General features: G+C 69.4%; 20 protein-coding genes. 9 read left to right on the top strand and 11 right to left on the bottom strand.

Annotated features, from left to right (window positions below):
- Nucleotide 1 precedes the first annotated feature (1 nt).
- Both ACWEV3_RS27205 and ACWEV3_RS27200 read left to right on the top strand, forming a co-directional pair.
- Nucleotides 2–4498 (top strand): RHS repeat-associated core domain-containing protein, encoded by a 4497-nt coding sequence (locus ACWEV3_RS27205; RefSeq protein ID WP_452616600.1) that lies wholly within the window; start codon nt 2–4, stop codon nt 4496–4498.
- A 16-nt stretch (nt 4499–4514) separates the two neighbouring features.
- Complete coding sequence (locus tag ACWEV3_RS27200; RefSeq protein WP_452616599.1) at nt 4515–4838, top strand: hypothetical protein; 324 nt, start codon at nt 4515–4517, stop codon at nt 4836–4838.
- 17 nt (nt 4839–4855) lie between these two features.
- On the opposite strand, the gene ACWEV3_RS27195 is transcribed toward ACWEV3_RS27200, so the two are convergent.
- Both ACWEV3_RS27195 and ACWEV3_RS27190 read right to left on the bottom strand, forming a co-directional pair.
- Nucleotides 4856–5074, bottom strand: coding sequence for a DUF4291 family protein (locus ACWEV3_RS27195; RefSeq protein ID WP_452616624.1), 219 nt, complete (start codon nt 5072–5074; stop codon nt 4856–4858).
- A gap of 3 nt (nt 5075–5077) precedes the next feature.
- Nucleotides 5078–5893, bottom strand: coding sequence for a S1 family peptidase (locus ACWEV3_RS27190; RefSeq protein WP_452616598.1), 816 nt, complete (start codon nt 5891–5893; stop codon nt 5078–5080).
- A gap of 291 nt (nt 5894–6184) precedes the next feature.
- On the opposite strand from ACWEV3_RS27190, the gene ACWEV3_RS27185 reads away from it, so the two are divergent.
- A complete protein-coding gene (locus ACWEV3_RS27185; protein WP_452616597.1) occupies nt 6185–6817 on the top strand; it encodes a LysE family translocator in 633 nt (210 codons plus the stop codon).
- On the opposite strand, the gene ACWEV3_RS27180 is transcribed toward ACWEV3_RS27185, so the two are convergent.
- A complete protein-coding gene (locus ACWEV3_RS27180; protein ID WP_452616596.1) occupies nt 6731–7957 on the bottom strand; it encodes an MFS transporter in 1227 nt (408 codons plus the stop codon). The genes ACWEV3_RS27185 and ACWEV3_RS27180 overlap by 87 nt on opposite strands.
- Nucleotides 7958–8175: 218 nt before the next feature.
- Here ACWEV3_RS27180 and ACWEV3_RS27175 point away from each other — a divergent pair, with 218 nt between their 5' ends.
- Nucleotides 8176–9081, top strand: a complete 906-nt coding sequence (locus tag ACWEV3_RS27175) for a LysR substrate-binding domain-containing protein (protein ID WP_452616595.1) — start codon at nt 8176–8178, stop codon at nt 9079–9081.
- Between the two features lie 57 nt (nt 9082–9138).
- Here the strand turns inward: ACWEV3_RS27175 and ACWEV3_RS27170 are convergent, their stop codons facing one another.
- From ACWEV3_RS27170 to ACWEV3_RS27155, 4 genes are all read right to left on the bottom strand, one after another.
- Complete coding sequence (locus tag ACWEV3_RS27170; RefSeq protein ID WP_452616594.1) at nt 9139–9945, bottom strand: S1 family peptidase; 807 nt, start codon at nt 9943–9945, stop codon at nt 9139–9141.
- 513 nt (nt 9946–10458) lie between these two features.
- Entirely contained in the window at nt 10459–11370 is a 912-nt protein-coding gene (locus ACWEV3_RS27165; RefSeq protein WP_452616593.1) for a D-isomer specific 2-hydroxyacid dehydrogenase family protein, read from the bottom strand.
- 65 nt (nt 11371–11435) lie between these two features.
- On the bottom strand, nt 11436–12032 hold the full coding sequence (locus ACWEV3_RS27160) for a bifunctional 4-hydroxy-2-oxoglutarate aldolase/2-dehydro-3-deoxy-phosphogluconate aldolase (RefSeq protein WP_452616592.1): 597 nt from the start codon (nt 12030–12032) through the stop codon (nt 11436–11438).
- Between the two features lie 2 nt (nt 12033–12034).
- Nucleotides 12035–13024 carry a sugar kinase gene (locus tag ACWEV3_RS27155; RefSeq protein ID WP_452616591.1) on the bottom strand — a complete coding sequence of 330 codons (990 nt, stop codon included), beginning with the start codon at nt 13022–13024 and terminating at the stop codon, nt 12035–12037.
- A gap of 175 nt (nt 13025–13199) precedes the next feature.
- On the opposite strand from ACWEV3_RS27155, the gene ACWEV3_RS27150 reads away from it, so the two are divergent.
- The 4 genes from ACWEV3_RS27150 (at nt 13200) to gdhA (ending at nt 17923) form a co-directional block, all read left to right on the top strand.
- Nucleotides 13200–13745 (top strand): YbhB/YbcL family Raf kinase inhibitor-like protein, encoded by a 546-nt coding sequence (locus ACWEV3_RS27150; protein ID WP_452616590.1) that lies wholly within the window; start codon nt 13200–13202, stop codon nt 13743–13745.
- Nucleotides 13746–13996: 251 nt separating this feature from the next.
- A complete protein-coding gene (locus ACWEV3_RS27145) occupies nt 13997–15022 on the top strand; it encodes a VanZ family protein (protein WP_452616589.1) in 1026 nt (341 codons plus the stop codon).
- Nucleotides 15023–15036: 14 nt separating this feature from the next.
- The gene (locus tag ACWEV3_RS27140; protein ID WP_452616588.1) at nt 15037–16434 is read left to right on the top strand and encodes a mycothione reductase; all 1398 of its coding nucleotides are present in this window, start codon (nt 15037–15039) and stop codon (nt 16432–16434) included.
- A gap of 142 nt (nt 16435–16576) precedes the next feature.
- The gene (gene gdhA / locus ACWEV3_RS27135) at nt 16577–17923 is read left to right on the top strand and encodes an NADP-specific glutamate dehydrogenase (protein WP_452616587.1); all 1347 of its coding nucleotides are present in this window, start codon (nt 16577–16579) and stop codon (nt 17921–17923) included.
- Between the two features lie 271 nt (nt 17924–18194).
- Here gdhA and ACWEV3_RS27130 read toward each other — a convergent pair whose 3' ends face one another.
- Complete coding sequence (locus ACWEV3_RS27130; protein ID WP_452616586.1) at nt 18195–19463, bottom strand: CynX/NimT family MFS transporter; 1269 nt, start codon at nt 19461–19463, stop codon at nt 18195–18197.
- A gap of 88 nt (nt 19464–19551) precedes the next feature.
- Between ACWEV3_RS27130 and ACWEV3_RS27125 the strand changes: the two genes are divergently transcribed.
- The gene (locus ACWEV3_RS27125; protein WP_358575400.1) at nt 19552–20256 is read left to right on the top strand and encodes a FadR/GntR family transcriptional regulator; all 705 of its coding nucleotides are present in this window, start codon (nt 19552–19554) and stop codon (nt 20254–20256) included.
- Here the strand turns inward: ACWEV3_RS27125 and ACWEV3_RS27120 are convergent.
- The 3 genes from ACWEV3_RS27120 to map all read right to left on the bottom strand — a co-directional run bounded on the left by ACWEV3_RS27120 (nt 20232) and on the right by map (nt 23417).
- Nucleotides 20232–20474 (bottom strand): type II toxin-antitoxin system Phd/YefM family antitoxin, encoded by a 243-nt coding sequence (locus ACWEV3_RS27120; RefSeq protein ID WP_452616585.1) that lies wholly within the window; start codon nt 20472–20474, stop codon nt 20232–20234. The genes ACWEV3_RS27125 and ACWEV3_RS27120 overlap by 25 nt on opposite strands.
- A gap of 39 nt (nt 20475–20513) precedes the next feature.
- The gene (locus ACWEV3_RS27115) at nt 20514–22034 is read right to left on the bottom strand and encodes a cobyric acid synthase (protein WP_452616584.1); all 1521 of its coding nucleotides are present in this window, start codon (nt 22032–22034) and stop codon (nt 20514–20516) included.
- Nucleotides 22035–22559: 525 nt separating this feature from the next.
- Nucleotides 22560–23417 carry a type I methionyl aminopeptidase gene (map, locus tag ACWEV3_RS27110; RefSeq protein WP_452616583.1) on the bottom strand — a complete coding sequence of 286 codons (858 nt, stop codon included), beginning with the start codon at nt 23415–23417 and terminating at the stop codon, nt 22560–22562.
- Nucleotides 23418–23494 lie beyond the last annotated feature (77 nt).

The raw sequence follows: 23494 nt of genomic DNA, 5'->3' as shown, positions 1-23494 counted from the left end.
GATGGCGGACAACCCACTGGTCGCGCAGCGTGAGGACTCCACCACCGCGGTGAGCGGCATCGGCATCCTCGAGTCCGTCGGCGACCTCCAGTCCGGCATCGAATCGGGCTCCTGGTCGGAGATCGCGCTCGGCGCGGCCGGCACGGGCCTGGAAGCGCTGTCGATGGTGATGGACCCGGTCGGCACCTTGGTCTCGTACGCGGTGTCCTGGCTGATGGAGCACGTCAAGCCGCTGTCGGACGCCCTGGACTGGCTGGCAGGCGACCCGGACCAGATCTCCGCCTACGCGCAGACGTGGGGCAACGTCGCGAAGTCGGTGGAGCAGGTCGCGGCCGATTTCACCAACGAGGTCAACAACATCACCGGCACCTGGACCGGTGAGGCGGCCGACGCCTACAAGAACGCCACGACGAAGCAGGCCGAGCAGATCAAGGCGGCGGGCGGCGCGGCGAACACGATCAGCACGGTCGTCGAGATCGTCGGCGTGCTGGTCGGCATCGTCCGCGAGCTGGTGCGCGACCTGGTCGCCGAGTGCGTGGCTGCGCTGATCACCCGGATCCCGCGCTGGATCGCGGAAATCGGCGGCACCCTCGGCATCGGCACCCCGGCGGTGGTCGCGGAAGCGGCGGGGATGATCGCCAAGTGGGTCAGCAAGATCTCGGACGTCATCACCAAGCTGACCCGCTCCCTGAACAAGCTGCAGCCGCTGCTGAAGAAGCTCGACGAGATCTGGGAAGGCATCAAGGACGCCCTGAAGGGCCTCCGGAAGGTGGACGGCCCGGCCAGCACGAAACCGTCCGGCGTGGACGCCCCAAGCCCCAAACCCGACGCCCCGGACGCCACCCCCAACTCCCCCGACACGTCCCCGTCGAGCACATCTCCCGACAGCACGTCCTCAAGCCCGGACGGAACATCGCCGGACAACCCGAAGTCCAAGAGCGAAGACGGCAATCTCCAGGGCAAGACCGACGACCCCGAGACGCCGAACCGGGACGATGGCAACCGGAAGTGCGAGAACGACCCGATCGACGTCGCCACCGGAGAGATGATCCTGCCGCAGACCGATGTGGAGATCGCGGCAGTGCTCCCGCTGGTGCTGAAGCGGACGCACCTGTCCTCGTACCGGGTGGGACTGCACTTCGGCCCGTCCTGGACGTCCACGCTGGACCAGCGCCTGGAGGTCGGCAGCGCGGGCGTGTCCTTCGCCGCCGAAGACGGGAAACTGCTGTTCGGCCCGAATCCCGCGGTCGGTTCGACAGTCCAGTTCGAGGGCTCGCGCAATACGCTCACCAGGCACGAAGACGACGGCTACACGCTGACCGAGATCGAGTCCGGTAAGCGCTTCCACTTCGCGCCGGGAAACCGCGTCCTCCCGCTGACCAGCATCACCGACCGCAACGGCAACCGGATCGAATTCGACCACGACGCCGCCGGCACGCCGGTGGAGATCCGCCACACGGGCGGCTACCGAATCCGAATCGAATCCGAGAACGACCTGATCACGGCGCTCCACCTGCGCGAAGCGGACAACGGCGAAGACCTCCTGCTGATGCGCTACGAGTACACCGACCAACGCCTGACGGGCGTGGTCAACGCCTCGGGCCTACCGCTGAAGTTCGAGTACGACCAAGCGGGCCGAATAACCAGCTGGACGGACCGAAACGCCCACTGGTACCGCTACACCTACGACCACCATGGCCGCTGCATCGGCACGGAAGGCTCGGGCGGCTTCCTCACGGGCACGTTCGAGTACGAAGAAGGAGTCACCCGCCTCACCAACTCCCTCGGCCACGTCACGACGTACCACCTGAACGAAAAGCGCCAGGTGGTCCGCGAAATCGACCCCCTGGGCAACGAAACCCGCTCCGAATGGGACGCCTACGACAGGCTGCTCTCCCGAACGGACCCACTGGGCCGCACGGTCCGCCACGAGTACGACGAAGCCGGAAACCTGATAACGGTTACTCGGCCAGACGGCAGCCAAGCCCGGTTCGAGTACAACGACATGCGGCTTCCCGTCACCATCATCGCGCCGGATGGCACTGTTTCGCGTCGCGAGTACGACGAGCGGGGGAATCTCACCAGGCTCATCGACCCGCTCGGTAGTACCAGTGAATTCACCTACGACGAACGCGGTCATCGCACCTCGGTTGTGGACGCCCTCGGCCACAGTCACCGCATCGAAGCGAACGAAGCAGGCTTGCCGACCTCGGTCATCACCCCAGAGGGGGCGACGACCCGCTACCAGCGCGACGGATTCGGCCGCCTCATTTCCATCGCCGAACCCGATGGGGCTGAAACGCGCTTCGGCTGGACTGTGGAGGGTAAACCGGCGTGGCGCACGCTACCTAACGGCGCGACCGACCGTTGGTCATACGACGGCGAAGGCAACCTGCGAACTCACATCGACGAACTGGGCCGAATCACCCGCACCGAGGTAACTCACTTCGACCTGCCGTGCGCGGAAGTCCGCGCAGACGGTACTCGACTCGAATTCGGCTACGACACCGAGCTGCGGCTGGTCAGCGTCACCAACGAACTCGGCCAGATATGGAGCTACGAATACGACCCGTCCGGGAACCTCGCTGCCGAAACCGACTTCAACAACCGGACCATCGCGTACAGGCACGACGCGGCAGGCCAGTTGGTCGAGCGGACGAATGGGGCGGGAGAGGCCACTCGCTTCACACGAGATCCGCTGGGGCGGGTTGTTCGGCGTCAAAGCCGGTCAGCGAACACCGTGTTCACCTACAACGAGGTTGGCCACCTTATCGAGGCGCGAGACAACGACTGTCTCGTGACACTGCGCCGTGACGTCCTCGGCCGGGTCCTCGCCGAGACAGTCAACGGCCGCACTGTCACGTCCGCATACGATGCTCTGGGACACCGCATCAGACGGATCACGCCCTCCGGGGCGGACAGCACATGGGAGTACAACCGGAACGGTCGGCCGATTGCCTTGCACACGGCTGGCCACACGCTGCGCTTCGCGTATGACACCGCCGGTCGCGAAATTCAGCGGCATCTCGGTTCCGGAGCAGTGCTCAGCCAGGATTGGGATCTCAATGACAAGCTGTTGTCCCAGACGATCACCACCGGCGGCAACCGGCAAATCCAGAAACGCTCCTATTCCTATCAAAAGGACGGATTCCTCTCTGGGATCGACGACGCGCTCACAGGCGTTCGAAACTTCCAGCTAGACAGCGCAGGGCGTGTCACCGCAGTGCATGGGCCGGGTTGGACCGAACGCTACGCCTACGACGCAGCGGGCAACTTGACCAGTGCGGCACGGCCGGAATCGGTGGTGCCGGATTCCGGCGACCTGGGCGATCGAGAGTACGACGGCACCCTCATCCGCCGTGCCGGGAAGGTGCATTACGAGCACGATCCCCAAGGACGCCTCGTACTGCGACGTCAGACCCGCTTGTCCCGGAAGCCAGATGTCTGGCACTACCGCTGGGATTCGGAAGACCGCCTCGTTGAAGTGGTCACACCGGATGGCTCTCGATGGCGCTATCGATACGATCCTTTGGGTCGACGCATAGCGAAGCAGCGACTGACGGCCGACGGTACTCATCTGATGGAACAGACCGAGTTCGTCTGGGACGGCACTGTTCTGGCTGAGCAAGCGCACACCGACGGTCGGCCGAACGGTGCCGGGCTCGGTGACCGACGAGCGACCGTCTGGGAATACGAGCCGGGAACCTATCGTCCGATCACCCAAGTCACGCGGTCGCAGTTGCAGGACGCTCCCCAACAGTGGATCGACGAGGAATTCTACTCGATCGTCACCGATCTGGTCGGAGCACCTGCTGAGCTGGTGAACGATCAGGGCGGGATCGCGTGGTTCCACCGGACCACGCTGTGGGGCATTACGATCGACCAGAGCCAGACCGGTGCCTACAGCCCCTTGCGTTTTCCTGGGCAGTACCACGACCCGGAAACCGGCTTCAACTACAACTACTTCCGGCACTACGACCCCGCGACCGGCCGCTACAGCAGTAACGATCCGCTGGGCTTGGATGGCGGCCCGAACCCGCACGCATACGTCAGCAACCCGCACAACCGCTTCGATCCTCTCGGCCTCGCCGGATGCGACGTCTTGAACCTTGGCTCGGGCCAAAACCCGATGGACAACGCCACGAACCTCGACTACCAGCCAGGCGACGGAGTTGACGTCGTAGGGGACGCGAACAATCTCCCCTTCAGGGACGGTAGGTTCCGCGAGGTCCACTCCGTCAACCCGTACGGATTCCAGCCCGTTTCAGCGGAGACCGCGCGAGTCATGCAGCCAGGAGCAACGTTGACCGTGTCAGGCAGCCCGGTGAACCAGTTCATCCGGCGAGCTCCCGGGGCTGACGAGGCAGAGGCGATGGGCCTGAGATTGGTGTATGAAGGCCCGATGGTGCCGCAACACAATTTCGGCACTCAGGCCTTGAGCAATGGCAACCCGATCAATACCACCAACCACATCTCCCGGGTCTACCAGAGGATTTAACGAGAACATGCCCGCAATGTCGATGGAAGCGATCATGGATGGCCTGATCGAGCGCCTGCATCCCGCACTTCCAGGGTCGGTGCTCGGGGAAGTCCTCGACCAGTTGATCTACATGACGGACGACAACGGCAGCGACATCATCGAGGTGTGCCGCCGCTGGATCGCTGGCGACGACCTCAGACGCGTGGAAGCGGCACTAGCACTGAAAGAGGCATTTCTGTTCCGTACCCGTGAGGAGTTGGTGGAACGCCTTGACGCTGTGTCGAAGCAATGGCCGCAGCTCGCTCCCCGCATCGCCGAGATCATAGATGCTTGGGACCGCCAGAACACACGGGGCTGACTTGCTCCCGCATTGCACTAGCTGGTGACGCCAAGGGGTCGGCCGATGCGTTCCGGGATCGGGTACGACCTCTCCGCAGGAAGCGTTGCTCCCGCCGCTTCCAGGTTCCCCACCGCCACCAGTCCGGCGGTCTTCCGCATCGTCGGCGTGACGTCCGTGATCGACACGGTCCAGTCGTCGACGTAGCGGGCCACCGACTCACCGCCCAGTCCTATTTGGATGGACCGGTAGCCCAGTGATCACAGCTCGCCGCCGTAGCTCGACAGCCTCGTGTACACGCCCGGCGTGTCCGGCCGGCCGCAGCCCGTTCCGTAGGAGACCACGCCGATCAGGCGGTTGTCCGCCACGATCGGGCCTCCCGAGTCGCCCCCGCAGGCATCCGTGCCGCCCTCCGGGAATCCCGCGCAGAACATGCTCCGGCCGTCGTAGTTCGGGTAGGTCTTCCGGCACGCTTCCTCGGTGGTGACCGGCACCTCCACCGAGCGCAGGGTGTCCGACGGCGGCCCCGACTCGCTGGTCCGGCCCCAGCCGTAGACCCGGGCCATCGTGCCCGTCCGGTACGGCCCCGTTTCGCCCGCGCCCACCATCTCCAGCGGTCGCTGCGGCATCGGCGTCCGCAGCGTCAGCACCGCCACGTCGTCGCCGCTGGTGTAGTCCCGGAAGCCGGGGTGGACCCAGATCCCCTCGACCTCGCCGACCGTGCCCTGTTCCGTGCGCAGGTCGGTGCGCCCCGCGATCGCCCGCAATTCCTCCGGGACCCGCTTGGCGCCCGTCATCGGCGAGACCACGCAGTGCGCGGCCGTGATCACCTTGATCGGGCTCACCAGGGTGCCGCCGCAGAACTGGCGGCCGTACTCGTCGGTGAGGGCCACGGCCCAGGGCGCGTCGTCCGCCGCGACATCGGCGCCGCCCAGCACCCGCGCTTCGGGGCGTTCTTCGGCGCTCGCCGCGACCGGGTGCAGTCCGGCCAGCGCCGTCACCGCGCCGGTGACCACGAGGCGCAGCAGCGCACCGCCGCGTGCCGCTCCGGTCTTGCGCTCACTGCCACGCCCCACGTCGTGCCTCCAGCCGTCGCCGATCTTGCCGAGCGCACACCGTAGTCACCCCGATACCGGAACATCACGAGGCACAACTCACACGTCAGCAGGAAAATATTTCGTTAAGATGGATGACATCGGGAAATTTTATGGACCAGGCCGCTGCGGGCGGCTACTCATCCTTCCCGATCCGTCACGGACCCGGAACGCACACAGCGCCGGGTCCGCGAATTGCGCCTGAACAGGTGACAGAACTACGCCCGATCAAGTGATCACTGCTGCCGCATGCCGCCGCGAAGGAGGAACGCTGTGCTCCTGGACCTGACCCCGCTGCCCGCATTCCTGCTCGCCAGCATGGTCGTCATCCTCACCCCCGGCGTGGATGTCTTCCTGCTGCTGCGCACGTCGCTGAACTCCGGCCGCCGGGCGGGGCTGTTCGCGCTCGCCGGCATCCACACCGCGAGCATCATCCAGGTCGCGGTGGTGATCTCCGGGCTCGGCGCGCTGATCACCAGCAATCCGGCGGTCCTCTCCGTCCTGAAGTGGATCGGCGCCGCCTACCTGGTCTACCTGGCCGCGACGATCATCCGCGGGCTGTGGCTGACCAGGAAGGAATCCGCCGCGGGCACGCTCACCACGGCCCCGGCGGATGCCGCGAACCCCTACCTGCGCGGCCTGTTCAGCAGCCTCACCAACCCGAAGATGCTGCTGTTCAGCCTGGCTTTCCTACCGCAATTCGTCGGCGCCGCCGCGCAACCAGCGCTGCAGCTGGTGCTGCTCGGTGTGGTCTTCCTGGTGCTGGCGGCGATCTGGGAGCTCACGATCGTGCTCGGGGCCGCCAAGATCGCCACCCGGCTACAGCACCCCCGCGTCGCGAAGTCGCTCGATGTAGTCAGCGCGGCGGCGTTCCTGACCATCTCGGTCGGGCTGGTCGCCGGCTGACACCACGACGCAGGTCACCAGCGCCAGGCCGCCCAGCACCGCCAGCACCACCGGCACCGCGACGACGGGCTCCAGCAGGCTGACCACGAGCGGCGTGCAGAAGCCGAGGTAGCCGATCACCCAGAACGCCGCGGTCAGCCTGGCCAGGGCGGACGGTGGCGCGATGCGACCGACCACGGTCAGGCAGAAGGTCGCGCAGAAGCCGTAGCCGGCGCCCAGCAGGAGATCCGCGAACAGCCCCAGCCACGGCCGAACCAGCCACGCCGCGACGGCCGCGAACGCGAGCCCGGCGGTCAACGCGAGCAGCCCGACGATCGCCGGTGCGCGCTCACCTCGCCGCGCGACGCGCCGGGCCAAGGGCTGCACCACCGCCCCGAACCCCGGCGCGAGCAGCGCCGCCACTCCGGCGTAGACCAGCTCGAATCCGCGAACCTCGGCGGCGACCTGCGCGGGAAGCACGCCGAATGCCACCGTCGGCCCGACGAACACCCAGAGCGCGACCGGCAGCACCAACCGCCTGAACCGCGGGTCCCGGATGCCGCTGACCTGCGAGCTGCGCTGGACCTCGCGCGGCCGCGTCTCCGGGCACGACACCGCCAGCGCCAGGCCAGCGACGCTCAGCACCAGGTGCGGGATGTAGGCGATGACCAGCGGGTTCGACCCCCACTGCGCGATCAGCGCGGACACCAGCCCGCTCACGCTGAACCCCAGCGACAGCACCACCCCGGCGCGACGAGCCCCCACGCCATCCTCGACCGCGGTGCCGAACGGCGGGTGCGACAGGTCGCGCACCCAGGCGCTGCCCGCGGCCAGGACCGCACCCGTGCTGACCCCGGCCAGCAGCCGCCCCACCACCAGCCACGGCGTGGCGATCGCCCCGGCCATCAGCGCGGCTGTCCCGGCCACGCTGATGGCGATCGCGCCGAACACGACCGGTCGCCGGCCGTACCGGTCGCCCATCGGGCCGCCCAGCAGGAGCCCGGGGAGCAGCCCGACCACGTAGAGCACGAGCAGGCCGGTCACGGCCTGCCCGGACAACCCGAATTCGGACTGGTAACCGCCGAGCAGCGAGGAGAACTGATTCGCGCCCCAGCCCGCCGCGGTCAGCAGGAACGCGGCAGGCAACCACTTGTTCCGCACGGCATCGGTTCTATGCCGGTCGAACGTGCGACCGCACCGGCCGTTCAGGATTCGTGAACGCGGGCGTGATCTGCGCCTCGCCATTGCTTCCACGCTGCGGAAACCCGCCGCGCTTTGGCCCGTTTTGCCGGAAACCGCCGGCTCGGCACGGCGCTTCGCACGCGCCCTGCCGCAAACTGACCGGTGCCGCCCCTTCCCGCGCTTCGTACGCTGCAGGCATGGATTTGCGGCGATTGGCGTCGTTCCTGGCGGTCGCCGAAGAAGGCCACTTCGGCAAGGCCGCGACGCGGTTGTTCCGGTCGCCCGCGTCCGTAACGGCGCACGTCCAGCAACTGGAGCGCGAACTCGGGGTGCGGCTGCTCGACCGCTCCCCGGTGCGGCTCACCCCGGCCGGCGAGCGGTTCGTCGGGCACGCGCGCTCGCTGCTGGCGGCGATGGACGCCGCGGTCGCGGACGTGGCCGAGGCCGCCGCCGAGTCGACGCTGCGGATCGGCGTGATGAGCAACGGCTCGGCCGAGCTCACCCCCGCGGTGGTGCAGGCCTTCCACCGCGCCTGCCCGGAAATCCGGGTCGAGTTCGTGGCGCTGGACTTCACCGAGCACGTCTCCGCGCTGGTGCGGCACAAGGTCGACGTGGCGTTCGTGCGGCCCGCGCCGGACGACGAGCGGGTGGCGGTGGACGTGCTGACCACCGAGCGGCGGATCGTGGTCGTGCCCGCGTCGTGGGAGCTGGCCGACGCGCCGTCGGTGCGGATGGCCGACGTGCTCGACCTGCCGTTCATCGCGCTGCCCGACCACACCCCGCGCCAGTTCTCCGACTACCTCTACTTCGCCGAGGCGCGCGGCGGCCTGTCGCCGCACCGCAGCAGCTCGCACGCCGTGACCCCGCACGAGGTCCTGACCACGGCGGCGGCCGGGCGCGGCGCCGGATCCGCGCTGGAATCCTTCCAGCGCTACTACCCCTGGCCGGGCACGGTCTGCGTGCCGGTGCTGGACGCTCCGCCGGAGCACAGCGTCCTGGCCGTCCGCGCGGACGACCGCAACCCGGCCGTGCGCGCGTTCCGCTCGCTGGCCGCCAGCCTGGCCAGGGAGCTCGGTTCTCGGCTCGGCCTGACCGCCACCTGACGCCCGACATGACGTGGCCGGGGCGCTGCAGCTGCGCCCCGGCCGCGTCCGTTCGGGTCAGGAACCCAGTTGTGCCTGGACGTCGTCGTGGTAGGTCGCCACGCGGGTGTAGATGCCCGGGGCGTTGGGCCGGGCGCAGCCGTTGCCCGTGGAGACGATGCCGACCAGCTTGTTCTCGACCACCAGCGGCCCGCCGGAGTCGCCCTGGCAGCTGTCCACGCCGCCCTGCGGGAGTCCGGCGCACACCATCGCGTCGGACTTGTACTGCGGGTACGCCTTCTGGCATTCCTGGTCGCTGACCAGCGGCACTTCAGCCTTCTGCAGGGTCTGCGACGCCTGGCCGCCTTCGGCAGTGGCTCCCCAGCCGAGCACTGCGGACGTCTTGCCCACTTCGTAGAGCGAGGTGTCCCCCTTGCCCGCCACTTCGAGCGGCTGCTGCGGGAGCTCCTGGTCCAGGGTCAGCACGGCGACGTCGGCGCCGCTGTTGGCGTTCTGGAAGTTCGGATGCACCCAGATGCCGGTGACCTTGGCGACCTTGCCCTCGCTGGTCTGCTTGTCCTCCCGCCCGGCCACGACCTGGACCGACTCCGGTTTCTCACCGGAGACGCAGTGCGCCGCGGTCACGACCTTGTTGGCCTTGGCGAGCGTGCCGCCGCAGAACTGGTTGCCCTGGGCGTCCGTCAGGTACACCACCCACGGGTGGTCGGCGATCTTGGCGGGCTGGCCGCCCACGATCGGCGGGACCTTCGCCGCCGATGCATCGCGGTCCGACGCGTTCGCCGCCGTCGTCAGCAAGCCCGACGACAGCGTCGCCGCCGCCAGCAGCGCGGCCCCCGACCACATCCGGCGCCTGATGTCTGCCATCACGTTGCCTCCTCCCCCGGAGCCATCGGCACGCCGTCGTTCGACCTGCCACCTCCGGCTCGACCAAGAGTGTCCATGAGAAAGAGGATCAGAACCCGTTTTTGGATACACCTGAGTTAAGCAAGGCAATCCGATCGGGTGGAAAATCAGCCCATTTACCACTCGAATGGTCTACCTGGACTGTCTAAATAGGACATACGTTGCGTGAGCGATCACCGTACCGGGAAGCGAGTAGTTCCACGCTTGCGCGAAAGCGCGGTTCCCCAACTGCACTTCACGATTCCGGACAAGCCGCACGAAGAGCATCATCGCGCTATCAGCCCGCACGCGCGACCAAACCGAACAGATCGTCCACTGTGGCCACCAGATCGAGATCACCTGGTGTCGGCGCCGGACGTCAGGTCGGCATCGAGAAGGGGCTCCTAATTTCAGGCGAATTCGGAAAGCCCGCCCTGCGGCCGATTCCGGCGGTCACGGAGCGAAAAGCCCATTCCCAGGCGAAACCGGAAAAGCTCAGTAGCCCGCGGTGAGGTCGACGACGCCGAGCAGCGGCTCACCGGCGATGCGTCGCCGGACGTTGTCCTCCACCCGCCGGGCCAGGGCCGGGATCAGCAAGGACTTCGGATTGGCCGAGTGCGGCGAGATGATCGCGCGCGGGTGCTGGAACAACGGATGCCCGGCGGGCAGCGGTTCCGGGTCGGTCACGTCCAGCGCCGCACCGCGGATGCTCTCCGCGTCCAGCGCCGCGACCAGCGCGTCGGTGTCGACCAGCGATCCGCGCGCGACGTTGACCAGCCACGCGTCGGGCTTCATCAGGGACAGCGCGTCGGCGTCGATCAGCTTCGCCGTCTCGGCCGTCGCGGGCGCGGCCACCACGACGAAGTCCGACTCGGCCAGCAGCCGCCGCACCCCGGACGCGTCGCCGGCCGAGCACGTCCAGGCGGCCCCGTCCACCGGCTTCCCGGAGCGGTTCACCGCCAGCACCCGGACGCCGAAGGGCCGCAGCAGCTCCATCAACGCCCGGCCGATGCCGCCCGCACCGAGGATGCCGACCGTGGCCCCGGTGAGGCTGCGGATGCCGGCCGGTCGCGCCCAGTGGTCCGCGCGCGCCACCGCGTGCAGCTGCCGCGCCCCGGCCAGCATCAGCCCGAGCGTGTGCTCGGCGACGGTCTGGGCGTAGGTGCCCGCCGCGGAGGTGAAGGTGATCCCGTCGCGCAGCACGCCGGCGGTCACCCAGGTCTCGATGCCGGCCGACGGGAGTTGCACCCAGTCCAGGCCGGGGTGGTCCAACTCGGCGAACCGCTCGGGGCCGCTGCCGTACCAGACCAGCGCGGACGCCTCCGCCGCCGAGCCGATCTCGGCGCCTGCCGCGACGACGGCCGCCGTCAGCTCCGGCGGAGCGACCGGACCAATGTGGACCTTCACGACTTCTCCATCTCGGCTCGGACCGGGTCGTGAGCGTTGATTCCGGTGAGAACCGGAATCAACGCTCACGAGCTCTCGACCAACTTCGCCAGCGCCGGCAACTGCTCGGCATCCTCCAACGCCGAACCGACGGCCACCACGGTGGCGCCGGCGGAGAGGAATTCCGGCGCGTTGCGCGCGTTCATCCCGCCGGTGGCCACCAGCCGCAGCCCGGGGAACGGGCCGTGCATCGCCTTGAACCACCCGGCGCCCAGTTCGGCCGCCGGGAAGGCCTTGACCCATGACAGCCCGAGCCGGTGGGCGTGCTGGATCTCGCTGGGTGTGGCCACGCCGGGCAGGTGCGGCACGCCGAGCTCCGCGCTCAGCCGCACCACGTCGGGGTCCAGCCCCGGCGCCACGGTGAACGCCGCGCCCAGCTCCTTGGCGGTGTGCGCCTGTTCAGTGCTCACCACGGTCCCGGCGCCCACCAGGCGGCCTCGCCGCGTCCCGGCCTCCACCGCCGCGCGCAGCGACGGCTCGGCGCGCGAGGTCTCGATCGGCACCTCGACCGCCTCGATGCCCAGGTCCCAGGCCCGTTCGGCCAGCTCGACGGTCCGCTGCGGGTCCATCCCGCGCAGGATCGCCATCACCGGACCGGTGAAGAGCTCGTCGAAGAAACCCACGATCAGTCCTCCTCTTCGGATGCGACACCGCCGCCGAAGCTGAGGGTGCGCCACTGCTCCTCGTCGCAGCCCAGCCATTCCGCCACCGCCCCGCGATCCGGCAGCGGCATGTGGTCCTCGGTGCTGAGCAGGCTGTGCGCGGCCAGGATGTGCCCGAGCCGCAGGCAGCGGACGCCGTCCTCGCCGCGCAGCACGCCGGAGAGGTATCCGGCGGCGAACGCGTCACCGGCGCCCACCGGCTCGACGACCTGGACCGTCGGGGCGGGCACGATCACCGTCTCGGTGCTCAGCGCGTAGGCGGCGTCGGCACCGTCCTTGACCACGACGACGCCCGGCCCGTCCAGGAGTTTCCGCACGTCCTCGGCGGTTTCCACGCCCCAGAGGGTAGCCGCCTCGTCCAGGCCGACGAACACCACGTCGGCGAGCCGGGCGAGCTCGCGCAGCCGCGGACCGGCCTGCTCGACCGGCCACAGCGCCGGGCGGTAGTTGACGTCGAAGGTGATCCGGGCGCGGCGCTCGCGGGTCAGCAGCCACCGGACGAGCCGGTCGCAGCCGTCGGACAGCGCCGGGGTGATGCCGCTGAGGTGCAGCAGCCGGGGCGCGTCGAGCTGCTCGCCGGCCAGGAAGTTCTCGTCCATTGTGGACGCCGCCGAACCTGCCCGGTAGTAGTAGACCTTGGTGCCGGCGGGGCCGGGGTCCTTGAAGTAGACGCCGGTCGGCGCGTCCGGGCGCACCTCCACCAGGCCGGTGTCCACCCCGGCGGCGGCGATGGCCGCGAGCATCCGGCGGCCGAGGGGATCGTCGCCGACCCGGCTCGCCCAGCCGACGCGGTGGCCCAGCGCTGCCAGGTGGATGGCCACATTGGACTCGGCACCGCCGGCCGAGAGCGTGAACGTCCGCGCCTGCTCCAGGGACACCGGGACGGCCGGGGCGACCAGCGACATCGTCTCCCCCAGGCACAGCACCTCGGGGCCGTTGCCGGACTCCGCCACCTTCGCCTCCTCGGTCCCGCGGCATTCGTCGCCGGACAGCTTAACCGCTCGATGCTGCGAAATGCACATCCCCGTTGCACACCTTGCAACACACTGGCTCCGGCCCGAGCCCCGGCGGCCAACTAGGCTGGGAATCCGGTGATCACGCACACCCCAGGAAAGGGAGGATGCTCGAATGAGCTTGGAGCGCCCGATCGATCCGGACCCGTACTCGCTGCTGCCCGCGGTTCCGGCGTTCACCGTCACCTCCGACGACGTGACCGACGGCCGGCCGATGGCGCAGGCCCACGCCTACGACGGCATGGGCGCCGACGGCGAGAACCGCTCGCCCCAGCTGCGCTGGACCGGTTTCCCGGACACCACCAAGAGCTTCGTGGTGAGCTGCTTCGACCCCGACGCGCCCATTCCCGGCGGCTTCTGGCACTGGACCCTGGTGGACGTGCCCGCCGACGTGACCGAGCTGGCCGCCGACGCGGGCAACCGCAACGGCCACGGCATCCCGGCCGGGGCCTTCCACGTCGCCAACGACCTCGGCGAGCACGCGTTCGCCGGCGCCGCCCCGCCGCCCGGCGACCGCCCGCACCGCTACTACTTCGTGGTGCACGCGGTCGACACCGAGAAGCTCGGCGTGGACGAGAAGGCCAGCCCGGCGGTGGTCAGCTTCAACCTGGCCTTCCACACCGTCGCCCGAGCCGTCCTCACGCCGACGTACCAGCACTGACGTCGCCTGCAAACCCGCGGCGGTGCAAGTTGCGAAGTGGGGGAAGGGAAAGCGGCCTCGCCGCTTGCCTGACGCCACTGTTGCCCCGTCCAGGCTTCCACAGCTGCCGAACCGGTACGCGAAAGGGCCGCGCCTCCCGCGAGGGAAGCGCGGCCCTTTCGCGCACTGGGATCGCCCGATCGAGATGTATCTGAATCGGCACCTCGCTCCTCTTTATCTGCGGGAGGTTTTCCGGGAGTCAGGAGGCCGAGATGAGCGTGCTGCCGGGTTCGTTCGCCGCGCTGGCCGCCACCGGGGTGGCCGCGCTGCTGTTCGCGCCCTTCGTCGCCGGTGAGCACCGGCGGCACGGCGAGCTGCGCGTGGGCATCGCGCTGCAGCGCTTCGCCGTCCTGCTCTACGCCTTCGGGCTGTTCTCCTACGTGTTCCTGCCGTTCCCGTCCGGCGCGGCCTGCTTCGCGCCGCAGTGGCGACCGCTCGCCGGGCTGACCAGCCCCGCGATGCTGGCGCAGTTCGCGTGCAACGTCGCGCTCTTCGTCCCGCTGGGCGCTCTCGTGCGGGGCGGCCGGTCGGCAGCGGTGCTGGCCGGGGCGGCGACATCGGTGCTGATCGAGCTGACCCAGCTGACCGGGTTCTGGTTCGCCTTCCCCTGCCCGTACCGGGTTTTCGACGTGGACGACGTCATCGCGAACACCGCGGGCGCGCTGCTCGGCGGCCTGCTCGCGCCGCTGCGGCAGCGGCTGCCGGTCGCCACCAGCGGGCGCCCGGCGACGCAGCCGCGCCCGGTCACCCCCGCCCGGCGGCTGCTGGGCATGTGCTGCGACGTCCTGGTGCTGTGGCTGCTCGGCGTGGCCTGCGCCCGGGCCGCGGACATCGCGCTGCGGCTCACCGGCACCGCCCCGACGCGGTGGTGGGAGGCGGCCGCGCTGTGGCTCGCCCCGGCGGCGTTGCTGCTGGCCACGATGCTGATCGGGCACGGCACCTCGCTCGGCCAGCACACGGTGATGCTGCGTGCCAGGGCGCCCAACGGCCGCCCACCACCGGCCGCCACGCTGCTGCGGTGGTCCGCCGGCATCGGCGGGCTGGCCGTGGCGCAGGGCGTGGCGGAGGGAACGCTCGGGGAACCCAGTGCCGTGCTCGGCGTGCTGTGGTGCGCCGCGCACGCTTGGGGTGTGACCAGAACCCGTGATCATCGCGGAATCACGGGGCTCGTCGCCGGGTTGGAGATGATCGACGCCCGAAGAAGCCACGGCGCGCCGGACCCGGCGCGCCCGACTTGAGGCAGGATGGACCAGTGCGGCACTTCGATCTAGTAATCATCGGTTCCGGCTCCGGAAACTCGATCCTCGACGACCGGTTCGCCGACTGGGACGTCGCCGTGGTCGAGAAGGGCATCGGCCCCAACGACGCCTACGGCGGCACCTGCCTGAACGTCGGCTGCATCCCGACGAAGATGTTCGTGCACACCGCCGACGTGGCCGCGGCCCCGGCGGGCGGCGCGAAGCTCGGCGTCGACCTCGAACTGCGCGACGTGCGCTGGCACGACATCCGGGACCGGATCTTCGGGCGGATCGACGAGATCTCCACCGGCGGCCGCCGGTACCGCGCCGAGGGCAGCCCGAACGTCACCCTCTACGAGGGCGTCGCCCGGTTCACCGGGGTCAAGCAGCTGACCGTGGAGACCGCCACCGGCCCGGAGACGATCACCGCGGACCGCTTCGTGGTGGCCGCCGGCGGCCGCCCGGCGATCCCGGACATCCCCGGTCTGGACCAGGCCGGCTACTACACCAGCGACACGGTGATGCGGCTCGACGAGCTGCCCGCCCGGATGATCATCATGGGCACCGGCTTTGTGGGCGCGGAGTTCGCCCACGTGTTCAGCGCGCTGGGCGTCGACGTGACCATGATCGGCCGCTCCGGCCGGGTGCTGCGTGCCGAGGACACCGACATCTCCGAGCGGTTCACCGAGCTCGCGGCCGCGCGCTGGGACCTGCGGCTGAACCGCAAGGAGATCTCGGTCGAGCGCGACGGCGACCTCGTCCGGCTGCACCTGGAGGGCCCGGAGGGCGCCGAGGTGGTGGAGGCCGAGGCGCTGCTCATCGCGATCGGGCGGGTGCCCAACTCCGACCTGCTGGACGCCGCCGCAGGTGGTCTCGAACTCACCGCCGACGGCAAGATCAAGGCCGACGCGACCCAGCTGACCTCGGTGGACGGCGTGTGGGCGATGGGCGACATCAGCTCGGAGCACGAGCTCAAGCACGTCGCGAACCACGAGATGCGCGTCGTCCAGCACAACCTGCTGCACCCTGACGAGCCGATCTCCTCCGATCACCGGTTCGTGCCGCACGCGGTGTTCTCCGCGCCGCAGATCGCCTCGGTCGGCCTCACCGAGCAGGAGGCGCAGCAGCGCGGCGTCAGCTACGTGACCTCCATTCAGGACTACGCGGGCATCGCCTACGGCTGGGCGATGGAGGACGGGACCGGCTTCGCCAAGCTCCTGGCGGATCCGGACACCGGACAGCTGCTGGGCGCCCACATCATCGGCCCGCAGGCGCCGACGCTGCTGCAGCCGCTGATCCAGGCGATGCAGTTCGGCCTGGACGCCCGGACGATGGCCCGCGGCCAGTACTGGATCCACCCGGGCATGCCGGAGCTCGTCGAGAACGCGCTGCTCAACCTGCCGCTGAAGTGACCGTTGCGCCCGATGTGTCGGGCGTCATCTTGAGCAGTTCCAGTTTAACGGGTCACCTTAGGAGGATCGAGCTGCTCGCTGTTGCGCTCCCGCCGTGGCGGAGCGGGCCCGGGCGGCCCGGAACGTCATCGGACAAAGGAGCTTGCCTGTGCTTCACGAACGCCTCGAACCGGTCTACGAGAACGTGGTCCAGCGCAACCGCGGCGAAGACGAGTTCCACCAGGCAGTCCGGGAAGTGCTGGAGAGCATCGGTCCGGTGATCGACAAGCATCCCGAGTACGCCGAGCAGAAGATCATCGAGCGGATCTGCGAGCCCGAGCGGCAGATCGTCTTCCGCGTGCCGTGGGAGGACGACCGCGGCGAGGTGCAGATCAACCGCGGCTTCCGGGTGGAGTTCAACAGCGCGCTCGGCCCGTACAAGGGCGGCCTGCGCTTCCACCCGTCGGTCTACCAGGGCATCGTGAAGTTCCTCGGCTTCGAGCAGATCTTCAAGAACGCCCTGACCGGGCTGCCCATCGGCGGCGGCAAGGGCGGCTCGGACTTCGACCCCAAGGGCCGCTCCGACCGGGAGGTCATGCGGTTCTGCCAGAGCTTCATGACCGAGCTGCACCGGCACATCGGCGAGTACACCGACGTGCCGGCCGGTGACATCGGCGTCGGCGGCCGCGAGATCGGCTACCTGTTCGGCCAGTACAAGCGGATCACCAACCGCTACGAATCCGGCGTGCTGACCGGCAAGCACCTGTCCTTCGGCGGCGCCCGCGTCCGCACCGAGGCCACCGGCTACGGCTGCGCGTTCTTCGTGCAGGAGATGCTGACGGCCCGCGGCCAGTCGTTCGACGGCAAGCAGGTCGTGGTGTCGGGATCGGGCAACGTGGCCATCTACACGATGGCGAAGGTCCACCAGCTCGGCGGCACCGTGGTGGCCTGCTCGGACTCCTCCGGCTACGTCGTCGACGAGAAGGGCATCGACGTCGAGCTGATCAAGCAGATCAAGGAGGTCGAGCGCGGCCGCATCGCGACCTACGCCGAACGCCGCCCGGGCGCGAAGTTCGTCGCGCAGCGCAGCGTCTGGGAAGTTCCGTGCGACGTGGCGATGCCGTCGGCGACCCAGAACGAGCTCACCGGCGCCGACGCGGCCACCCTGATCGCCAACGGCTGCATCGCGGTCGGCGAGGGCGCGAACATGCCCACCACGCCGGAGGCGGTGCGCAGCTTCCAGGAAGCCGGCATCGCGTTCGGCCCCGGCAAGGCCGCCAACGCGGGCGGCGTGGCCACCTCGGCGCTGGAGATGCAGCAGAACGCGTCCCGCGACAGCTGGAGCTTCGAGTTCACCGAGAAGCGCCTCGAAGAGATCATGAAGGACGTGCACGCCCGCTGCTACGCCACGGCGGCGGAGTACGGCATGCCGGGCAACTACGTCGCGGGCGCGAACATCGCGGGCTTCACCAACGTGGCCGACGCGATGCTCCGCCTCGGCCTCGTCTGACCGAACGGGGTGCGGCTGGCCGGCGCGCCGAGGGGCGATGTGCCGGCCAGCCGCGCGACCCGTTGCCGAAGGCCGGGGATCAACGGCAGCGAGCCGGGTCTCCCGGCGGCGCCGCGTTCCCGCGACACCACCCACGGCGATCAATGGTGTCAGTGCCGTCTCGCCCGCAAATCCGATTCGGCGTCGTTCACACCATCGGCTCAGTCCACCAGATGCGAAGGGCGTCTTCGACCGGACCGGCCGAAGACGCCCTTCGCAGAACCGCGGGGTGTCAGATGGTGCGGGGGCGACCCGCGATGACGCCGAACACCGCCTGGATCGCGACGATCACCACGATCGCCGTCAGCGACGCCGACCAAGTGCCGGTCACGTCGTGCAGCACGCCGAACAGGAACGGCCCGAAGGACGCGATCAGGTAGCCGACGCTCTGCGACATCGCGGACAGCGACCCGGTGTCGGCGGCGTTGGCGGTCCGCAGCGAGATCAGCACCAGCGCCAGCGGGAACGCGCTCATCCCGATGCCGATCGCGAGCGCCCACACCACCGGCAGCGCCTGCGGCGCCAGCAGCAGCCCGAGCAGTCCGGTGAGGGTCAGCACCGCGAGCCCGATGGCCCACCAGGACTGGCTGCGGGTCCGGGTCACCAGCGGCGGCAGGATCATGTTGATCGGCACACCGATCAGCAGCAGCAGACCGAGCAGCATGCCCGCGGTCGTGCTGTCGATCCCGGCACCCTTGAACACCTCGGGCATCCAGCCCATCACGACGTAGGCGACCAGCGACTGCAGGGCGAAGTAGACGGTGATCACCCACGCCAGCGGGCTGCGCATCAGCGAACGCCGCGGACTCGTCGACGCGGTGCCCGACACCTGCCGCGTCGAGGAGCGGCGAGCCGTCGCCGGCACCCACACGCACAACGCGGCCAGCGCCACGACCGCCCAGGTCGCCAGCGACAGGCGCCAGCTGCCGGTGGTGGAGTTCAGGTACGGCGTGAGAGCCGAGCCGGTCGAGCCGCCCGCCGCCATCGCGGTGGTGTACAGCGCGGTCGCCATCCCGACGCGGGTCGGGAAGGACTCCTTGACCACCACCGGGATCAGCACGTTGCACATCGCGATCGCGGCGCAGACCAGCACGGTCCCGCCCAGCACCGTCCACGGACCGTCCACGACGCGCAGCAGCATCGCGAGCGTCAGCACCGCCAGCGACGCGCCGATGACCTTGTTGATGCCCATCCGCCTCGCCAGCAGCGGAGCGCCGATGCCGGCGATCCCGAAGCACAGCGTCGGCACGGAAGTCACCACGCTCGCCCAGGTCGTCGAGGCACCGAGCGAGTCGCGGACCTCACCGAGCACCGACGCCAGGCTCGTGACCGCCGGGCGCATGTTCGCCGCCGCGAGCGCCACGCCGGCGAGCAGCAGTCCCCCACCCGCGACGGCGACGTGCCGGTTCGGGAAGACCGGCTCCGCGGCGCCCTGGTTCTCGGCGGAGAAGCCATCCGGATGGCATCCGGCGGCGAGTCGCGTGGCATCCTGGTCAGCCACCTGGTCGGGGACATGCTGGGGTCGTGACTTCGTAGACATCACGGCCTATTATGTCAAACGTAGGATGTTTGGACGAAAGGACCTGTCAGTGCCTTTGGTCACTGCCAAACGGACCGGGCTGGTCGATCAGGTCATCGCCCAGATGCGCGAGCTCGTGGCGTCCGGGGAATGGCCGCTGGGCGAGAAGATCCCGCCCGAGACCGAGCTCGTGAACGCCCTCGGCGTCGGCCGCAACACCGTCCGCGAGGCGGTGCGCGCGCTCTCGCACGCCGGGCTGCTGGAGGTGCGGCAGGGCGACGGCACGTTCGTGCGCGCCACCAACGAGATCTCCGGGGCGGTGCGCAAGCTGTGCGGCCCGGAGTTGCGCCAGGTCCTGGAGGTCCGGCGCGCGCTGGAGGTGGAGGGCGCCCGGCTCGCCGCCGGAGCGCGCACCGACGAGGACCTGCGCGAGCTGACGGCCTGCCTGGACAGCCGGAACGAGGCGGTGCAGCGCCTGGACAGCGCGGACGTCATCGTCACCGACGCCGAGTTCCACCGGCTGCTGGTCGCGGCCTCGCACAACCCGGTGCTGATCTCGCTCTACGACGGGATCCGCGAGACGGTGGCATCCAGCGTGGCGACCACCTTCAACCCCGAGATCCCACCGGAGCAGCACGTCTCACACACCGAGCTGCTGGAAGCGGTGCGCGACGGCGATCCGCGCCGGGCGGCCGAAGAGGCGGGCGGATTCCTCGACGAACTGCTCAGCCAGGTGGGTTCAGATCCTGGTCAGGCAGAGGAGTCCGGCCAGTAGTCGGTTCCGACGTCGAACGCGTCTCCGGCGGCCGGGGCCACCCACGCCGCCGCGATCACCCCGGCGGCGAAACCACCGCCGGTCGATCCGCCGCGCGCGGGCTGCAGCCACACCGACGGCGCACCGAACCGGGTGATGACGATCTCCTCCCCCGATTCGGCGCGGTCGAGCAGCTCCACCAGCCGCTCGCGGGCTTCATCAACGGAAAACTCGGCCATGACCAAGACGTTACCGGGATCACAACCGATGACCCAGTTTCAATTGAAACTGTGGTGCACCACCGGGAGCCCGGCAGGTGCGCCGTCGTCGAGCAGTCGGCGCAGGGCGTCGGTGTCCAGGTGCTTCTCCACCAGGTCGCCGAGCAGGTCGAGCTGCCCCGCCCGGACCTCGGCGAAGACGGTGCCATCGGCCGGTTCGAAGCCGTCCCGCCCGGCGCGCCGCGCGGCCCAGCGCAGGAAGGACCGGCGGAAGGCGTCGTTCTCGAACAACCCGTGCCAGTGGGTGCCGAGCACGGACTCGGCCACACCGCCCTCGACCCGCCCGTCGGGCAAGCTCACCAGCGGCGCGAGGTCCCCGCGGCGGACCGCGACGCCGTGGTGGATCTCGTAGCCCTGGACGGGCTCGCCGAAGGCCTGGCCGCGCGGCCGGGCCAGCGTCTTGCGCGGCGCGAACTCGATCTCCAGGTCGAGCAGCCCCAGCCCGTCGACCGCACCGCTACCGGACTCGACCTCGTCGACGATGCGCCGCGTCAGCATCTGGAAACCGCCGCAGATGCCGGCTACCGGCAGCCCGGCGCGGGCGTGCGCGTCGATCGCCTCGGCCAGGCCGCTGCGCCGCAGCCAGTCCAGGTCCGCGACCGTCGACTTCGAGCCGGGCAGCACGACCAGATCCGCGTCGGCCAGCCGCGACGGCTCGGTGACGAACCGGACCGCGACGCCGGGTTCCGCGGCCAGCGCCTCCACGTCGGTGGCGTTGGAGATCCGCGGCAGCCTCGGCACCGCGACCCGCAACCACTGCGCGGCCTTCGGCGGCGCAGGCCGCCCGATCACCCCATCGGCCACATAGGACAGTGAGTCCTCCGCGTCGAGCCACAGCTCCTCGGCCCACGGCAGCACGCCGTGCACCGGGCGACCGGTCAGCGCGCGCAGCTGGTCCAGGCCCGGTTCCAGCAACGCCGGGTCGCCGCGGAACTTGTTGATCAGGAATCCGGCGACCAACGCCTGATCCGCCGCGTCCAGCAGCGCGAGGGTGCCGAAGAGCTGGGCGAACACGCCGCCGCGATCGATGTCGCCGACCACCAGCACCGGCAGCCCGGCGGCCTGCGCGAGCCCCATGTTGGCGATGTCGTTGGCCCGCAGGTTGATCTCGGCCGGCGACCCGGCGCCCTCGCACACGACGTAGTCGTACTCCGCGCGCAGCCCTTCCAGCGTGGATACGACGGTGTCCAGCAGGGCCGTCTTGCGGGCCCGGTAGGACATCGCGGTCACCTCGCCTGCGACCCGCCCCAGCACCACGACCTGCGAACTGCGGTCGCTGCCGGGCTTGAGCAGCACCGGGTTGAATCGCACCGAGGGCTCGACGCCGCACGCGGCAGCCTGCACGGCCTGAGCCCGCCCGATCTCGCCGCCATCGGGCGTGACCACGGAGTTGTTGGACATGTTCTGCGCCTTGAAGGGCGCGACCCGAGCGCCGCCGCGCGCGAGCCAACGACAGATCCCGGCGGTGACCACACTCTTCCCGGCATCGGAGGTGGTCCCGGCGATCAGCACCGCATTCACACGAAGTTCCTACCCCATCACCCGAGCTCACCAAAGGCACCACGAACCACCTGCGACACCCACGCGAAACCAGCCTGAACGTCTCCCCAGGTGAGGGCCCGTGAGTGCTTTTAGCGGCTATGACAACCAAAACCGCTCACGACCACCCACCTGCACAAACACAGGCGCCGCCCAAGACACACCGGCGTCGATACCAGGCACCTGACGCAGACAGGCCAGCGGAACGCCGATTTCGCGCGAAATCGCCGACCAATCCAAAAGCCCCTGCGGGCAGCCGAAGGTACGCACCGCAAACGCACAACCGCCGCCGCGATGCTCGAATCTCACGCCCAATAGCCGCCGCAAGCGGCGCAGCCGCTTAGCCCACCTAAGCAACTTGCACCGCCGCGGGTTCTCAGACGTCTTCTCGCGAGGACAGCCCCGACGCCGCGTATTGGTCATACGAAAGTCGGGGATCCCACAGCGAGAAGGCGTCTGAGGTTCCGCTACTCGCACCGCTTCGCAGAACGAGCCTGGAAACAGGCCCTAGGGCAGGGTCAGGATTTCGTTGCCTTCTTCGGTGATCAGGATGGTGTGCTCGAACTGGGCCGTCCAGCTCTTGTCCTTCGTCGTCACCGTCCAGCCATCGCTCCACATGTCGTACTCGTGGGTGCCGAGGGTGATCATCGGCTCGATGGTGAAGGTCATGCCCGGCTCCAGGACGGTCTGCACCGACGGCTCGTCGTAGTGCAGGATCACCAGTCCACTGTGGAACGCACGGCCGATGCCGTGCCCGGTGAAGTCGCGGACCACGCCGTAGTCGAACCGCTTGGCGTAGGACTCGATGACCCGGCCGATCACGTTGAGCTGCCGCCCCGGCTTGGCCGCCTTGATGCCGCGCATCAGCGCCTCGTGGGTGCGCTCCACCAGCAGGCGCACCTCCTCCGAGACCTCGCCGGCCAGGAACGTCGCGTTGGTGTCGCCGTGGACGCCGCCGATGAAGCCGGTGACGTCGACGTTGACGATGTCACCGTCCTCGATCACCGTCGAGTCCGGGATCCCGTGGCAGATCACCTCGTTCAGCGAAGTGCAGGAGGACTTCGGGAAGCCCCGGTAGCCCAGCGTCGACGGGTAGACGCCGTGGTCGCAGAAGAACTCGTGCACCACCGCGTCGACCTGGTCGGTGGTCGCGCCCGGCTGCACCGCCTTGCCTGCCTCGACCAGGGCCTGCGCGGCGAGCTTGCCGGCCACCCGCATCGCCTCGATGACCTCGGGCGGCTGCACGTACGGGTCGGTGCTGCGCTGGGGAGCCGGCTTGTCGACGTACTCGGGGCGCTCGATGTGCGCAGGGACTGGGCGACGCGGCGTCTGCACGCCTGGCTTCAACGGAGCTCGAACCGGCATGCCCACCACTGTAACCGCGGTGCCCGCCCGAACTCCGGGTGGCGGTCACGAGCGCTCCGCGCCCGATCTCCTCACGG

The sequence above is a fragment of the Saccharopolyspora sp. NPDC003752 genome (assembly GCF_053605825.1).
The sequence above is the reverse complement of the archived record's forward strand: the minus strand, read 5'-3'. Positions and strand labels throughout refer to the sequence as shown.

What these genes read in the sequence shown, in the direction of transcription:
- ACWEV3_RS27205 (WP_452616600.1), top strand. Translation starts at nt 2, where the DNA reads ATGGCGGACAACCCACTGGTCGCGCAGCGTGAGGACTCCACCACCGCG.
- ACWEV3_RS27200 (WP_452616599.1), top strand. Translation starts at nt 4,515, where the DNA reads ATGTCGATGGAAGCGATCATGGATGGCCTGATCGAGCGCCTGCATCCC.
- ACWEV3_RS27175 (WP_452616595.1), top strand. Translation starts at nt 8,176, where the DNA reads ATGGATTTGCGGCGATTGGCGTCGTTCCTGGCGGTCGCCGAAGAAGGC.
- ACWEV3_RS27170 (WP_452616594.1), bottom strand. Translation starts at nt 9,945, where the DNA reads ATGGCAGACATCAGGCGCCGGATGTGGTCGGGGGCCGCGCTGCTGGCG.
- ACWEV3_RS27150 (WP_452616590.1), top strand. Translation starts at nt 13,200, where the DNA reads ATGAGCTTGGAGCGCCCGATCGATCCGGACCCGTACTCGCTGCTGCCC.
- ACWEV3_RS27145 (WP_452616589.1), top strand. Translation starts at nt 13,997, where the DNA reads ATGAGCGTGCTGCCGGGTTCGTTCGCCGCGCTGGCCGCCACCGGGGTG.
- ACWEV3_RS27120 (WP_452616585.1), bottom strand. Translation starts at nt 20,474, where the DNA reads ATGGCCGAGTTTTCCGTTGATGAAGCCCGCGAGCGGCTGGTGGAGCTG.
- map (WP_452616583.1), bottom strand. Translation starts at nt 23,417, where the DNA reads ATGCCGGTTCGAGCTCCGTTGAAGCCAGGCGTGCAGACGCCGCGTCGC.